The sequence below is a fragment of the Cytobacillus sp. C11.1 genome, from assembly GCF_058145115.1.
Window position 1 is genome coordinate 4128497 of the sequence record NZ_CM176935.1, and the last position, 15477, is coordinate 4143973.

The 15477-nt window shown below is 41.1% G+C and carries 11 protein-coding genes, 1 tRNA gene and 2 pseudogenes; 4 read left to right on the forward strand and 10 right to left on the reverse strand.

Annotated elements, in window-relative coordinates; genetic code table 11:
* Window positions 1–815 precede the first annotated feature (815 nt).
* From AC3ZVC_RS20425 to AC3ZVC_RS20445, 5 genes and pseudogenes are all read right to left on the reverse strand, one after another.
* The gene (locus tag AC3ZVC_RS20425) at window positions 816–3665 is read right to left on the reverse strand and encodes an endo-1,4-beta-xylanase (RefSeq protein WP_490065008.1); all 2850 of its coding nucleotides are present in this window, start codon (window positions 3663–3665) and stop codon (window positions 816–818) included.
* A gap of 1912 nt (window positions 3666–5577) precedes the next feature.
* A pseudogene (locus AC3ZVC_RS20430) lies at window positions 5578–5691 on the reverse strand (site-specific integrase); the annotation flags it as partial.
* Between the two features lie 388 nt (window positions 5692–6079).
* On the reverse strand, window positions 6080–6187 hold the full coding sequence (locus AC3ZVC_RS20435; protein ID WP_490068973.1) for a hypothetical protein: 108 nt from the start codon (window positions 6185–6187) through the stop codon (window positions 6080–6082).
* Between the two features lie 395 nt (window positions 6188–6582).
* Entirely contained in the window at window positions 6583–7077 is a 495-nt protein-coding gene (locus AC3ZVC_RS20440; protein WP_490068974.1) for a YehS family protein, read from the reverse strand.
* A gap of 206 nt (window positions 7078–7283) precedes the next feature.
* Window positions 7284–7380, reverse strand: a tRNA-Sec gene (locus AC3ZVC_RS20445).
* 124 nt (window positions 7381–7504) lie between these two features.
* Between AC3ZVC_RS20445 and AC3ZVC_RS20450 the strand changes: the two genes are divergently transcribed.
* On the forward strand, window positions 7505–7933 hold the full coding sequence (locus AC3ZVC_RS20450) for a DUF2621 domain-containing protein (protein ID WP_490068975.1): 429 nt from the start codon (window positions 7505–7507) through the stop codon (window positions 7931–7933).
* Between the two features lie 347 nt (window positions 7934–8280).
* Window positions 8281–8775, forward strand: coding sequence for a DinB family protein (locus tag AC3ZVC_RS20455; RefSeq protein WP_490065009.1), 495 nt, complete (start codon window positions 8281–8283; stop codon window positions 8773–8775).
* 47 nt (window positions 8776–8822) lie between these two features.
* On the opposite strand, the gene AC3ZVC_RS20460 is transcribed toward AC3ZVC_RS20455, so the two are convergent.
* The 3 genes from AC3ZVC_RS20460 to AC3ZVC_RS20470 form a co-directional block, all read right to left on the reverse strand.
* Complete coding sequence (locus AC3ZVC_RS20460) at window positions 8823–9314, reverse strand: CcdC family protein (RefSeq protein WP_490065010.1); 492 nt, start codon at window positions 9312–9314, stop codon at window positions 8823–8825.
* Between the two features lie 148 nt (window positions 9315–9462).
* Window positions 9463–9822, reverse strand: a complete 360-nt coding sequence (locus tag AC3ZVC_RS20465) for a response regulator (RefSeq protein ID WP_490065011.1) — start codon at window positions 9820–9822, stop codon at window positions 9463–9465.
* Between the two features lie 282 nt (window positions 9823–10104).
* The gene (locus AC3ZVC_RS20470) at window positions 10105–10812 is read right to left on the reverse strand and encodes a cytochrome c biogenesis CcdA family protein (protein WP_214729035.1); all 708 of its coding nucleotides are present in this window, start codon (window positions 10810–10812) and stop codon (window positions 10105–10107) included.
* Window positions 10813–11426: 614 nt separating this feature from the next.
* Here AC3ZVC_RS20470 and AC3ZVC_RS20475 point away from each other — a divergent pair.
* Window positions 11427–11597, forward strand: coding sequence for an aspartyl-phosphate phosphatase Spo0E family protein (locus AC3ZVC_RS20475; RefSeq protein WP_214729037.1), 171 nt, complete (start codon window positions 11427–11429; stop codon window positions 11595–11597).
* Window positions 11598–11702: 105 nt separating this feature from the next.
* Window positions 11703–11801: pseudogene (locus AC3ZVC_RS20480) on the forward strand (MBL fold metallo-hydrolase); the annotation flags it as partial.
* 42 nt (window positions 11802–11843) lie between these two features.
* Here AC3ZVC_RS20480 and AC3ZVC_RS20485 read toward each other — a convergent pair.
* Together AC3ZVC_RS20485 and AC3ZVC_RS20490 are read right to left on the reverse strand one after the other, a co-directional pair.
* Window positions 11844–13637 carry an ABC transporter ATP-binding protein gene (locus AC3ZVC_RS20485; RefSeq protein ID WP_490065012.1) on the reverse strand — a complete coding sequence of 598 codons (1794 nt, stop codon included), beginning with the start codon at window positions 13635–13637 and terminating at the stop codon, window positions 11844–11846.
* A gap of 4 nt (window positions 13638–13641) precedes the next feature.
* Entirely contained in the window at window positions 13642–15390 is a 1749-nt protein-coding gene (locus tag AC3ZVC_RS20490; RefSeq protein WP_490065013.1) for an ABC transporter transmembrane domain-containing protein, read from the reverse strand.
* Between the last annotated feature and the right edge of the window lie 87 nt (window positions 15391–15477).

Below are 15477 nucleotides of genomic sequence, written 5' to 3' on the forward strand. Positions count from 1 at the left end.
CAATTTTCACAGGCAATATTTACTAATAAACTATAATACTTTTTTAACGTATGTGTCATATTTTCGACAAAAGAAGACAAAAAATTCTACTTTAATTTAATATCTATTTTCTAATTAAGTGAAGTGCAAAACTATTTAGTAAGTCCTACAAACTTTAGAAAGTTATCTGTTAATTCTTTCTTTTTAAAAAGGTATCTCCTAATATAGTAAAAAGTAAAGCAATAAACTACAAACACAAAAGCCGCACAGCATTCCAACTGTGCGGCAATAATATATACTTGGCGGGACTGAGTGGGAATCGAACCCACCTGACCTGGCACGCAGGTCACAAGCGGATTTGAAGTTAGAGGGAAGGTATCTTTTTTGATTACAATTAATTTTATGTAATGCCGTAAAGTCTTGATTTAATGCACTCTTTATTGAGTAATATATCATTTAATTTTATCTAATTAAACATAAGAACATCTAATCTGTGACCATATTGTGACCAATATTAATGACCCTCAATAGGGGTAAGGTTTTTGAAGTAAGGGCAGGCTAGCGGAATAAACTGCTATCTATCATAGCAGCTTATTATGATATTCATATGAGAATGGGCAGGATGAAACCCAAGAAAAATAAAAGTAGCCCATAGGACTACTTTTATTATTTGCTAATAATAAACTTCTGGCGTTGATTGAATAACACCACTGTTTCTTTTGAAATGCTTTGAAAGAAATTTCGTCAATAAAAGGAAGTCAATTTTATTGTGGACTTTCAATAGGCTGCTGCACATTGGTTTGCTGTGCAGCGTACTGCTGTTCAGCTTCTTGCTGCTATTCTTTCACAATATAGCATTTACGAATCTTATTGTTGCCCTTAGTGTCCACATAAACTTTATATGGTCCCACCTGATAAACGTCTGCCGCGTTGTTTTTGATTAGTATCTCTTCAGTGAAGGCCTCCGTCGAATCATCGGAGTATACTTCCGTTATGGTAACTGTCAGTCTGTTTTGATTACTATTAAGTTTCTCTACCGTAGCCGACGGCGTCGCACTGACGCCATTGACTACCGGGAGAATGACCGCACCAAGTATCCCGGAACCATCATACACTACGACTGCATAATTCGCGCCGGAGTCAACATCGCTGCCTTTAACGCTGATCATCGCTTTGCCGTTTGCGAATGTCGCGGTAGCCACTGAAACGCCGTCCTTTTTCAACACCGCTTTGGAACCGTCAGGGACATCCGCAGTGACGGGGATATTGGCGTCACGCTCACTCACGATACGCTCCACATGGGAGAGGCTAATTTCAGCGCCAAGACTCGTTAAGTCTTCGTATGAATAGTCCGACACGTACTCATACAGCTTAACACGAAGGGCTGCATCGTCCTCCAGTGAATCGACTCTTTGGGTGACGAAACCGTATTCGTTTCCGTACAGCGCATAAGTGTGACTGCTGGAACCAGTATGTGAAAATATCGTCGTTTCGCCTGTATCGGGATCTATACCCGTGTTAAACCATACAGCTCGATCTAATGCACTATCTGCAATAGTTGAGTCTGTGCGTAAAGCAGCCGTATTGTCGCTACTTGAATCCCGATACATAATAGAGGGGGCGACAAGGCCGCCGTGAACCAGACTTAACATTGTGTACCCAGTGTATCCGTTGGCGCTTGTGTATGGTCCCGGATCGGGGCTGGTTTGCTCATTAAAGATTAATCTCGTATTGTCCTGGATCACCTCAGGCGCTATAATAATGTCGTCATCTATGGTGATAGGTGTACCCGCAAGCCCTCGTGTGTTGGTCGGCTCGATGGATGCCACGTTCCTATTGGTCAAAGCCAGACCTGAGTTGGCCGAAACAACGATATAAGTCTTACCGGATTCGATAGTTTTGGCCAATCTCCAGAAATTTTCTGGGGCAGTGAAGTCTGTAACACGCGCCGGATTAATCGGAGCCCAGTTCTGATCCCACAGAGATTTCTTTAACGTCAATGTTTTCAGTTGATCATCGTCTATACTTCTATCTGTATTAATAGTTAGCGTGCCACCTGTATGTTTTGGTAAGGGCTGGAATTCCTTACTGTTGAGCATTGCCAGTTTTCCGTCGTCTAGATTATAGAACTCCTGAAACAGTTTGGGTTCGGTTTCACCGTCGCTGAAGCGGATATTGACGGATGAGCGGTAGCCCGTATCCTTATAGTTTTGGTCTTTATCCCATTCGGCGGTCATATGCCCGAAGTTTACCTTATACGTCGACGATGTATTCGGGGATTCCTTCCAAGCGATTTTTACCGTCGCCACGGCTGGCTCCCCTGGGCTCACCGCGCCGCTTGCCGGGTTGAGTGTAACGCTGACGTCAACATCATCGTCGGGGTATTCGTGTGCGACGTTTGCGGCAGAGAAGTCAATGTTTGACATGTCCTTTGGCACGTTTACATCAAATTCGGTCTTGCCCGCGACATTGAAAACATCACCGCCGAAGTCAAACGATGTGAGCTTTGGCGACAAATCATCGAGCCCGAGATAGGCCTCCGGATTTAGTATGGCCCAATATGCTTCTTTTGGTGCACGACTGGAGTCGAATGGCAGCGGGTGACCCATCCTGCGCCAACTGTTATTATCAGCCACGCCCCAGAATGTAACACGTTCTATATTATCTGAGTACTTCTTATATAGCATGAACAGCTTGGCGTACAATTCCGCCTGCTCCTTCAATTGCGCCTCGGTAGGGGGAACGTCGGCTGCAGTGCCGTTGAATTGTACGTCGAGTTCAGTTATGCTGATCTCACACCCGGTTTCACTATATATCTTTAAAACTTCCTCTAAATTATCTACATTGAGTCGGAGGTTGTAATGCCCCTGTATTCCAATGCCCTCGATCAGTTTCCTGCCGTTTGCCTCAGGGTGTTCATTCGCGTATCTTTCGTTGAGCTCGTTGACCATTGAGGCAATCGCGATTGCTTTGTTGGCGAGTTCCTCGTCGTTAAAATCATTGTAATACAGAATTGCGTCCGGTGCAGCCTCACGCGCAAACAAGAAGGCATCATAAATATAATCCCACCCGTTTCCGCCGTTAGCGTAAGCTTCAAACCATCTGGACGGCCGTTCCATTGGATTAATGCCGGAGCGAAGTGCGTTCCGCCAGTCGGTTGGATTTTCCGGATTATCCCTCATTGCTTCATTAACAACGTCCCAGGCGTCGAGCTTATAAGGACCCTGGCTATAGTGCCCGGCGATTGTAGAAATATACCTTTTCAAGCTTTCCCTTGCCTCGGTATAATCCTGACCACTCGGCGGCCAGCCAACTGACTGATTATGCCACGCCAGCGTGTGTCCAATCGTATAGAAACCGTCGGCTTTGACTTGAGTTAACATGTTGTCGGCTGGTGTGAATGACGGATCGTTTGTTGGTTTGGACCATATGGAGTCCGGCTTCGTAGCGTTTTCGGGCGTCAGCGCGTTATAGTGAAACTTCATAAATTCATACTTCGCTACATCGGTTAAGTCGCGCGGGCTAACAGTATTGCCGATAAGAAAGTGGTCCTTATAGACTTCTTTCAGCGACACAACCTCTGCCGCTGAAGCATTGATAACCGGCAACGCGGTAGCGGGAAAAGAACTCAAGGTAAAAACCAGAGCTAAAAAATATGTCAGTAGATTTCTAGCTTTTTTCTTCAAAAAAAATCATTCCTTTCATAACTTTGATCTCTTCTTTTTTTGTTAAATTGGTGTTTTGATGGTACATCACTAATTGATACAATAGCTCATTCCATCCCATCATATTTTGGATTTATACGAATACTCTGGTTGATTATACATACCAAATACACCATGCCACCACTTACATTCTTGTACTCATGCACACACTCTCTAAAAATGTATTCCTGTTATCATATCCGTACATACACTCCCCCCTTCTGGTTTACGTAGTGTCAAAATACTAAATGAATTTTGACCTAAAACCTTTATTTTTCTGGCTTTCACCAGTTGTTCCTAACCTCCACCCGCAACGGCTGCAAATCTTTCAAGCTGCCTACTATAGGTGTTTCATCATATGATAGGTTGTTTTATTCCTTTGTAGTCTCCAGCTCTGAGTGGTGTTGTTTTGAGCTTTGGGAGTGCTATTTCCCCTGTCTTGTCCAATACAAGCAACATGTCCTTTGTCTTTCCGTCTGTTCATTCAGCCACCACGTTACCATTCGAGAGTTCAGGTTTTACAAATACAGTTTTAATAGAGGTGAAAATTCAATAGCGGCCTCCTCTTAAGTTTTGTAACCGTTATCATTTGGCCGAAACTAATTGTTTTATATTATAAAACTCCGTTCTCTTAATTGACGGGCGATTTTTCAGAATTCTTCTTTAAAGAGATTGGTTGTTTTATAATATAGAACTTTGTTTTATATTAAAAAATTATCTGCTTTCAATAATAGCCCGGTATCCAATTTGTGTCAATATTATTTTCTAAATTTTTCAATTATTCTTTCAATTGATATTCTGATTTTGGGCTTATTTTAAAGGAAAAAAACTCTTTCTTAGTGGTAGTTTTTTGTCAAAATTTTGAGCTAAGGGTCTAAAGGCTTGATATGAGCTTCCTAATATACCTCATAAAATGGTACCTCAAGTTTCCTTGCCGGACCCTTCACATCTTCATATTCATTACCCTCCAATACATCATTGGATAGCCTCTTCCTAAATTGAGCAAATAAAAAAACCCCTTTCATATCGAAATACGTAAAGAGGTTGAACGGTTTCTATAACAGTCTATCACGGTTTTTTAAGACAGCCTTACACAGTCTTTCCTTAGGCTGTGCGGAAACTGTATCGGAATATTAGCTGACAATCATCTACGACAACAATCGCCGTAAACCCTTGCAACTGTAAGCCTTTTTGGCGGGACCGCCTGGGAATCGAACCCAGCTGACCTGGCACGCAGGTCACAAGCGGTTTTGAAGTTAGAGGGAAGGTATCTTTATTGATTTCATCTAATTTTATCTAAGGATGAAAATTCTTGATTTTATTCACTTTTTAACTAGTCATTTATCATACTGGTTTTTCGAAAAAATTATAATCCCCTAGTAACAACTTTTGAATATCATGAGGGATTTTTTTTTCTGGTTAGTGATACTGCTCTCAACCATCGACTATCCTCTCTTTCATCTAAAAGCAATTTTAGTATAAAATCTTTTTCTTTTGTGGTTAAAATAGACCAACTATCAATGTAATTAGCCATTGAGATAGTAAGAAAATGGGTATCTTCATGATTTAAAAGTTGCCAAGTAAATAGTTCTCTTTGAGAACCATTATTTTGTGTAGCCTTAATAAGTGAACTTGAAACAGATAAAGCATATTCGGACAATAGTCTTGTGGAAAGATTATTATTAATCCAATCTATCCATGATTCTAGGATCTTTAAAATTAGTGTGTTTGATAGCTTTTTTAACAATTCGTTTATCGTAAAATGGAGATCAGACTCTTTAAATCTTATTGTAGGTAAGTTAGACAAAAATACTGGGAATATTTCCCCACCTCGATGTAATTTGAAGTACTGATATATTAAGGTTTTTTACTTTCTGATGTATCATAGTGATTTCTAAAATTGATGAGCGGCTTCTTTTTGCATATTAGGTAAGACATGAGTGTAGGTGTCCATTGTGATTCCTATTGTTGAGTGGCCTAGGCGCTCGGAGACAACCTTTGGATGCACCCTTTTCACAATTGTGCTGTAGAATCTATTCTTTTGGAGTATTTACTGCATTTGTCAACTGAATTACCAAATGCGGCTTCACTATGCCTTGTATATGGCCGCCGAACAAAGGGGTATTCGGGATGCCTATAAAAGAAAACTTTAAAATCCATGAAGTGGATTCGAAAAAAGGTGCATGCCCTCTTCCTCATTAACATTAACGTCGGTAAATCGGCCCGGGGGCAGGCACTTTTATTTTCGCTTTCCTGTTCAGCAGTCAAACGAGCATCTTCGTCTGTATCTAGCTTTTATAAAAAGTCTAGTAAATATTTCTTCAATTTTTCTTTTGTCATTTCATCTGCAAAAGAGGCTTCCACACTATTCAGGTAAATTAAGGTTATACTCTTCATTACTCATGGCAAACTAAATCACATTCCTTCGCCATCGTTGTATCTGAGACCGTCCTGTTGTCCGTATTTACAGTTACTTTAATTCCATCCTTATGAAAGTCGTAGATCGGATGCTCACTATTATACCTATTAAATGGACATTATTGACCAAAATTTGGGATAAAAAGATCTCTTGTAAAAGAGGTCTTTCCCACTCTCCTTGCAACTTTAAAATATGCTCTAATAAAATGTATTAAACATAATAAAAACTCCTATTGTAGAAGTTGCTGACCTTGTTTTGTTTCCTTCAACAAACAAGTCTTCTACAAAAGAGTTTTTGTAAATAAGTAAGCACTTTTCATAGTAAATATTAATTTCATGAACTGTTCACTTTTTCAATGGCTCAGACAGCTTGTTTCCCAAAAAAGTGAACTCCTTCATTACTACTTATTTGTTTAGTATTCATTTTATATTTAAACTTAAATTTAGGCTTTATGTATTATCACTCGAATACTTCCCTTCCTTATCCTCTATACTTGATCGTTAGTCCTTTTAAGAAGTTTCTGGCAAAATTGTCTAAGCATATTTTATAATTTTTATGTCCTTCTTTTCTTAAAAAAGCTCCGATTTCTCCTTTTGAAACGTTTAATCCAGCTTTTTTGAATATATCTATCATGTCCTCTGTTGTTAATGACATGGCGATTTTGATTTTCTTTAAAAGGATATTGTTTACGTTTGTATTATTTTCTATGGACGGTTCCGGCGTATTAGTTTGACCTGGTTTTGGCTCTTGTTTACCTCTTTTATAGATAATGAAGCCATTCAAAAAAGAATTTAACATACTATTCGTCAATTTTATTTGGCTGTCATTCTCTTCTTCATCATCTGACTTTTTAAGGATCTTTACCACCTCCGGAACGGAGACCTCTATTCCTCCAAGTTTAAAGATCTCTGCCATTTCACTATTTTTGATTTCTAACGCATATCTCAATCGGATTAATATGTCATTATTATCTATCATCTTATTTCCTCCTATTTTAAAATGGGCACTTCTCTTTATTGCAAAAGGACCCTTTTACTATCTTAAGTCTATCATCGCCGCAGCCTCACAATGAGTAGAGTACGGAAACAATCAATTTAATATGCTATAGCCCCTAAAGAAAGTATATGGATGGCACAAAAAAGCCGCACAGCATCCCACTATGCGGCAATCATATGTACATTTGGCGGGACCGCCTGGGAATCGAACCCAGCTGACCTGGCACGCAGGTCACAAGCGGTTTTGAAGACCGTGGAGGGCACCAGCACCCCAATCAGCCCCGTAAAGACTCTTCTTATTATAAGGGAAAAATGGGGCTGCTTTCAAGACTAATGCTTCCTTTCTTGTCGAAAAGGTGGACAAGGATTATAATAGGGACAGGAAATTAAGTGTGTAGGTGAATGCAATGCAACTTGAAGGCTGGTTTTTGTGGTTTATTTTATTCTGGGTTGTGGTTCTGATTTCGTTCTTTGCGATCGGCGGCTTTTTTATGTTCCGGAAGTTTTTAAAGCGGATGCCGAAAGAGGATGGGAAATCGGATTTGGATTGGGAAGAACATCATGTAAATGAAACACGTCATCTTTGGCAGCAGGAGGAAAAGGATTTGCTGGAGGATCTGGTAAGCCCGGTGCCTGAGCTGTTCAGGGATGTTGCGAGAATGAAGATTGCCGGGAAGATTGGCGAGCTTGCCTTAAAGGAAAAGGCAACAAAAATTGACAGGGATCTTGTGATTCGAGGATATATTTTAGCGACACCAAAACGGGATCATAAATTCCTGCGCAAAAAATTAACGGAAAAACAAATCAGTATGACGCCATATGAGCATTTGTTTTAGGCCATTTCGGGATACCGAAATGGTTTTTTATTTTTTATGTGGGTGTTTTGGTTTTGGCACCCTGTTGATTGGATCGGAAGGCGCAAGATGATTGAAAATGCATTTGCATTTTTTTCGTGCGGTGTCAATTCGATGATGCTTATTCAATGTCCTGCTGGAGAAGCTTTCCCAAGAGAGACCCCCGCAGGCGTGGAACCTAAGGAGGCTCCCGGTCCGCCCCCGGAAAGGGAGTGCCTGCAGCGGAATTAAGGGTCCAATGTAACAGAACCATTTTTAATAAATAGGAAAGGTTTTGAGGCAGTTGAATAGAAATTAGTAGTAACCCATTTTCCTAAAGGAGAAAAAATATGACCTCTAAAGCAATTTTCTTAAAACAAATGTCTGCCTGCCTCGATCAGCCCAATTGGTTTGTGCCATTTACTGCATCCGTAAATGGCCTTTCAGCAAAGGAAGCTTCCTTAAAATCCGGATCAGCCAATTCTATTTGGCAAATCGTAAACCATCTTACTTTTTGGAATGAACGGTACTTAATGAGGTTCAAAGAATTAACGCTGCCAGAAGCAAGCATCTCCAATGATGACACTTTTAGCAGTGATGCCTCTGTTTCAGAAGAGGAATGGCAGTCCGCTGTATCAGCTCTCAAAAAAGTAATGACTGAGTGGATAATTGCTTTAGAAGAATGCACTGATGAAAAGCTGCTTTCTTCTGCTTACAAGGAACCCGTTGAACCCTGGTCTTCAGTTATTGCCAATCTAACCATTCATAACGCTTATCATATCGGCCAAATAGTAGAAATTCGTAAAATTTATAGACTCTGGGATGCCAAAAATGGAGTTCACTAAGATTCCTAAAAAAAAGCCGCCGAGCCCATGCCCGGTGGCTTTCAATCTTATAATGTCGTCTTCGGATTCCCCGCCCCATAAAGCTCCTGATGCAGCTTGCGGTAATTCAAATACATCGCAATCCTCCACGGCACAATCATGGCAAAAGCAAGAATCCAAAACATGCCGCTCAGCTCACCATAGTCAATCGTTGAACTAAGCACCATTTTTCCAATAATCCGTACTACAAGCAATCCTATTAATATAAAAGCAAATGCTTTTGAACGCTTCAGGTAGATTTCGTTATCCCTGATTTCAAAGGAAGATGTTTTGATCAGCAGGATGGAGAACAGCATGCCGACTGCAGCTGCTTCCAGGATCTCCATTGGAGTCACGCGAAAATACGGGACCACAAACATGAGCGCACCAGTGCTCATGAAAATCGGCGGCAAGATGATTTTCTTGGCGGAAGCCGGTTTTTTGGCTGCTTTCATACGTACAAACATAACAGCAATGGCCATAAAAACGGCACCGATTGATGAAATTAATACAAAATCCATGCGATTTCATCCTCTGTTTCATTAGATTACTTTCCTATTATATCTTAATGGGCTTGATTTAGGTACATTAAAGACAAATGAATTAAAAAAGCCAACTCCATTTGATACCCGGACACATCCTTATGTCCAGGGTACCTGAGTCAGCTTCTTAGCTTAATACCCGATTGACTGCTTCCAGTACACGCCCTTCTTCAAAAGGCTTTACAATAAAATCCTTTGCGCCTGCTTCAATGGATTCAACCACTACCTTCTGCTGGCCCATTGCCGAGCACATAATCACTTTGGCGTTTGGAAAATCTTTTTTAATTTCCTTCATAGCATCCAGTCCGCTCATTTCCGGCATGGTAATATCCATCATAACGAGATCCGGCTCCAGGTTTCCATACAGCTCAACGGCTTCCCTGCCGTTCTCTCCTTCTCCCACAATCGCATGGTCGGCTTTTTTTAAAATGCTGCCCAGAGTGACTCTCATAAACTTTGCATCATCTACTATTAAAATTCTTGCCACGCTGTTTCCCCCTTGTACTGCATTGGAAGCTATATCTCTATTATACTTTTATCATAGTAAAGAATACCCAAAACACCAAATAATAAACCTGTTCATCCAGTAAAAAAGTGTGATTCCCAAATGAATACAACTATCCGCACTGAAAGAACACATCTTACAATATAGCGAAGTATCAGACAAATTTCAATTTAAAGAATACGACAAATTTCGACCGGACTATAGCCCTTTTTACTTATATCAAAAAAAGCAGCACATTCACAATTTGAATGTGCTGCTTAATTCTTAGAAACCAGTAAATCCTCCGAATAACGGTGATAAAATCGCAATAATTTTGGTCATCCAGTCAAAGAACAGGACAACACCCATTATCATCATTAACACACCGCCGATTTTCATAATCTTGACGCTGTTTCGTTTAATCCATTGCATCTTTCCAACAAAGAAGGAAAGGACAAAGAATGGAATTCCGAAGCCAAGAATATATGCAATCATATAGACCATAGCTGATCCTGGGTTAGCTGCAGCAAGAGAGATGACAGCTCCAAGAATCGGTCCTGTACACGGTGTCCAGCCGGCCGCAAATGCCATCCCGATTAAAATCGATCCAAGAAATCCAGCAGGACGGTTTTTAAACTCAAAACGCCTTTCCTTCATTAAGAATTCCGGCTTGATCACTCCCACTACAACCAGACCGAAGAAGAAAATAAAAATGGCCCCAAGCTGGCGGATCAAATCCTGATATTCATTAAAGAAGCGTCCGATAAACGTGGTTCCAAACCCAATTGCAATAAAGATTGCAGAAAAACCAAGCAGGAAGAAAAGTGTATGCAGCATGCTCCGCCTTTGCAGCATCGCATTCTCTTCCTTAATCTCCCCTACTGACATACCTGTAATATACGATAAAAACGCCGGATATAATGGCAGGCAGCAAGGAGAAATAAAACTCAAAAACCCTGCCCCCAACGCAATAAATACATTCAAATCTGTCATAATCACAACTCCTGATACACATTCATTCCTGTTTATTCTAACAAATACCATGCTAAAAAGATAATGGATAGACTGTGAACGTTTTGTGTCTTATTACCCTGGGAAGTAAAAAGTTAAATTTATAAAAATGCTGTGATAAAGCTCAAAAATGATCCTAGCACCCTGTTGATTGTAGCGGAAGGTGCGAGACTCCTGCGGGAGAAGCGAGTCAAAGGGAGACCCCACAGGCGCGAATGCGCCGAGGAGGCTCCCTGACCGCCCGCGGAAAGCGAGCACCTGTAGCGGAAATCAACAGGCCAAGCCAACAGAGACATTTTTTATGTAAAGGCAATTTAATATACAAGTATTAACTGGAAAATCCCTTACAGCTCTGGAAATATCCCTAAACAAGCTCTATAATAAACCATATTAATTTTCAACCTAAAACATGTTTTTTAATGTAAATGTTATTAAACTTTAAACGAACTTTCTTTTGAATTTATTACCATAATTCGATATACTAGTTAATATCTTAACAATTTCTGTTATTATCTTTCAGCATTTGACATGGAACATAATTGGCAGCTGAATTTTACATAATGTCACGAGAAACCACCAGAGAGGAATTATTGGCCATGTGTAAACAAGAACTGCTTACATTGATTGAACAGAAGAGGACTGAATTAATTCAAGTGGCCATGACAAGCGGCTTAAACTCTTCGGCGGCAATCCGGTACAGCCAGGAACTTGATGCCCTATTAAATGAATACAATCGAATCTTTATTAAAAAAGTGCAGACCCATTAAAAAACAGCCTAGCGTTTAATGCAGGCTGTTTTGCATTTTATTTTCCCAACTAAATCCTCTACTATATTGATTAACCATCGTTCACTTTAATGGTATAACCCTCCTTGGACATTATCCAGAGATGAATTAAAAAGCTTTATAAATGAAAAAGGGATATCCTCAAATGTTTTAGTGCCTGAGGATGGAGAATCCTATTCATTTTAAATTAAAAAGGCGTGTGGCCTTTCACAGGTCTTTTCCCATTTATCAGCCAACTGCATCCTCCACTTTTTCAGCAGATCCATTCTGCAGCAGGTACATTTTATGATACAAGCCCCGTTTGGCAAGCAGTTCCTGATGTGTGCCTCTTTCGACAATCTCCCCTTGATGAAGAACAAGAATCAATTCTGCATCCTGAATGGTAGAAAGGCGGTGAGCAATCGCAATGGTCGTCCGGCCCTTCCGCATTTTCTCCAAAGCGATTTGAATTGCTTCTTCCGTTTCCGTATCAATATTTGCTGTTGCTTCATCCAGCACCAATACCTTAGGATTGGCCGCAATCGTCCTCGCAAAGGCGATCAGCTGCCTTTGTCCACTGGAAAAAGTAGAGCCCCGCTCCACCACCTGATGTTCATACCCATCTTCCAATTTATTAATGAACGTATGCGCCTGAACAAACTGGGCAGCTGCTTCAATCTCTTCATCGTTCATATTCTCATTATGAAGCCTGATGTTATCCTTGATCGTTCCGTAAAAAAGGAATGGATCCTGAAGAACGAGCCCCATCTTCGTCCGGAGTTCATCCTTTGGATAGGATTTAATGCTTTTTCCATCAATGAAGATATCACCGCGTTCAAATTCATAGAAGCGCATCATCAAATTGATGATGGAGCTTTTCCCGCTGCCTGTATGGCCAACGAGGGCAACGGTTTCGCCCGGCTTGGCTGTAAAAGAGATATTTTTCAAAACATCCCGTTTGCCGTCATAGGAGAAGCTCAGGTTTCTAAACTCAATTTCCCCATCCTTAATTTCGGCAGCGTTTTTATCCTCTTGAGCTGGTGCAAGCTCCTTTTCATCCAATAGTGCAAAAGCTCTGGAAGCCGCGATGATGGCCTGCTGATACATGGAGAGTCTCATCATAATCTGATTCACCGGCTCAAAGAATCTGTCCAGATAGCTGACAAACGCATAAAGCACCCCGATTTCAATGGGACTATTAAAAGAAGAAATCCCAAAGAAGCTCAGTACTATGATGAGTGCCAGCACATACACAAGATCGATGGCAGGCCTTAGCAGCAAACCATCCATTTTGATATTCCTCATCCCGGCATTATAATGCTGCTCATTAATATCGCCGAATTCCTTCCTCAGCCTTTTTTCCTGCCTGAACACCTGAATGATGGACATCCCCTGCAGACTTTCGCTTAGCTTTGCGTTCAGCTGGCTCAGTTTTTCCCTTAAATCCTTATAAAAAACTGAACTATATTTCCGGTAGGTTCTCATGATCATAAAGAGGATTGGCAGGATCACCAGACAAAACAACGCAAGCTTAACATTCAAAATAAACATCGCCACAAATATGCCTGTCAGGAGGAAAGCTCCCTGAATAAACGTGACCAATACACTTACGAACATATCTTTGATTGCCTCTGTATCGTTGGTCACTCTTGAAACAAGGCTTCCTGCAGGCGTTTTATCAAAATATTTTAAGCCCAGCGACTGCACTTTCGAAAAGACGTCAACCCGCAGCTGCTGGATGATTTTCAAAGCGATTTCCTGAAACTTTAGCAGCTGAAAATATGATACAAGCACATTCATGATTTGAATGCCCAGGTATCCAGCTCCCAAAGCAAATAACGGCTCAAACACAATGTTTCTTGGTGTCAAATAATCATCGATAAAGATTTTTACCAGAATCGGCCCCAGTATGTCTCCTATCGTCGTTAACAGGAGCAGACTGAAGGCGAGCAGAATCGTTTTCTTATGCGGCTTTGTATAAGAGAGCAACCTGAACAGAACCTTGCGCTGCTCTTTTCCTTTCATAACTGGTGTTTTTTCCATTCTCTTATCCCCCATGCTCCACAAGCTCTTCCAGCTGCTGGCGCAGATACATATTCTTATACCAGCCCTCTTCAGCCATCAAATCTTCATGCGTGCCCCGCTGCAAGATTTTCCCTTCATCCAGCACAATAATGAGGCTGGCATGCTGGATTGCACTCAGGCGGTGAGCAGTAATGATCGTTGTTTTGCCTGCCCGCTCTTTTCTTAATGAAGTAAGAATCGCTTCCTCTGTTTTGGCATCGACAGCAGAAAGGGAGTCATCCAAAATCAATACCTCTGGATTCATTAGCAATGCTCTCGCAATGGAGATCCGCTGCTTTTGCCCGCCGGAAAGGGATACCCCTCTCTCGCCGACGACCGTTTGATATCCATCCGTAAATTCGAGAATATCCTCATGAATATTGGCGAGCTTAGCTGCAGCATAGACCTCTTCAAGCGCTGCATCCGGCTTTGTAAAAGCAATATTTTCTGCAACAGATGCCGAAAATAAAAAGTGCTCCTGCGGTACATAGCCAACTGCTTCCCTCAGCTTCTCCATTTTATAACGGTCAATTGGATGACCAGCAAACAGGATTTCTCCTTTATAGCCTTCAAACTCGCGGATTAAAAGCTTCAGCAGAGTTGTTTTACCCGCGCCTGTTTTCCCGACAATGCCGAGAGTCTCGCCTCTTTGCAGCCTAAAATGAACGTCCTTAAGCAATGCTTCATTTTCTCCCGGATAAGCGAATTGCTCAATTTTGTACTCAAGATCTCCGCTTGGAACTTCATTGATACCAGACTGATCATCTTTAATATCGATTTCTTCTGCAAGCAAGGAGTAAACACGATCATACGAGGCTCGGCCTCTCTCCACGATATTGAACAGCCAGCCAAATGCCAGCATCGGCCAAATTAGGAGTCCAAGATAAGTCGTAAAGGAAACAAGCTGCCCGATCGTCAATTCTCCTGCCAATACATATTTGGCTCCAAACGCGATCGATAAAAAGAATGAGATCCCGACAATGATCGAGATGGTTGGGTCAAATAAAGAATCAACTCTGGCTACCGAAATATTTTTTTGAACCACATCTTCAGACTGCTTGCGGAAATCTTCAATATCCTCTTTTTCCTGTCCAAAAGTTTTAATGACTTTAATCCCTGAAATGCTCTCCTGCGTTTTATCATTTAAAGATGAAAATGCCTCCTGCGCCTTGTGGAATCGCTTATGCAGAAGCGTCCCATACCAGCTTGTTAGCAGCGCCATAAACGGCATTGGAATCAAACTGATAAGCGTAAGCTTCCAGCTGATGGTCGTTGCCATGGCGATAATAACGAAACCGCCTGTCGCAAGGGAATCCACAAATGTAAGAACTCCTGCTCCCGCAGTCTGCTGAATGGCCTGAAGATCGTTTGTCGCATGCGCCATCAGATCGCCAACACGCTTTTTCTGGTAAAAAGACTGCGACATTTTCGTAAAATGATGAAAAAGCTTGTTTCTTAATAATTTGGAAAGCTTTACCGCCGATCCAAAAATCATAATGCGCCAATAATAACGAAGCACATACATCATGAGTGCCACAACAGCTAGGAGCCCAATCCACATCAAAAGCGATTGTCCTGTCAGCTCGCCATTTTTAATCGAATCGACCACAATTCCGACTACTTTAGGCGGAACCAGCTGCAGGAGCGCCACAAACAACAGCAGAATAATCCCGTTTACATACGATTTTCTCTCCTGTTTGAAAAACCACATCAAATCCAAAAATACCTTCATAACTTATCCTCCGAAAATGCATCACATGATAATAGCTTAAATAGTTTAACAAATATTGCAAAAATAAGGAAGATTTTTTATTACCAA

Coding starts and splice junctions, on each gene's coding strand:
- AC3ZVC_RS20460 (WP_490065010.1), bottom strand. CDS start 9,314: ATGGATTTTGTATTAATTTCATCAATCGGTGCCGTTTTTATGGCCATT.
- AC3ZVC_RS20485 (WP_490065012.1), bottom strand. CDS start 13,637: ATGGAAAAAACACCAGTTATGAAAGGAAAAGAGCAGCGCAAGGTTCTG.
- AC3ZVC_RS20450 (WP_490068975.1), top strand. CDS start 7,505: ATGCAACTTGAAGGCTGGTTTTTGTGGTTTATTTTATTCTGGGTTGTG.
- AC3ZVC_RS20455 (WP_490065009.1), top strand. CDS start 8,281: ATGACCTCTAAAGCAATTTTCTTAAAACAAATGTCTGCCTGCCTCGAT.
- AC3ZVC_RS20490 (WP_490065013.1), bottom strand. CDS start 15,390: ATGAAGGTATTTTTGGATTTGATGTGGTTTTTCAAACAGGAGAGAAAA.
- AC3ZVC_RS20475 (WP_214729037.1), top strand. CDS start 11,427: ATGTGTAAACAAGAACTGCTTACATTGATTGAACAGAAGAGGACTGAA.
- AC3ZVC_RS20470 (WP_214729035.1), bottom strand. CDS start 10,812: ATGACAGATTTGAATGTATTTATTGCGTTGGGGGCAGGGTTTTTGAGT.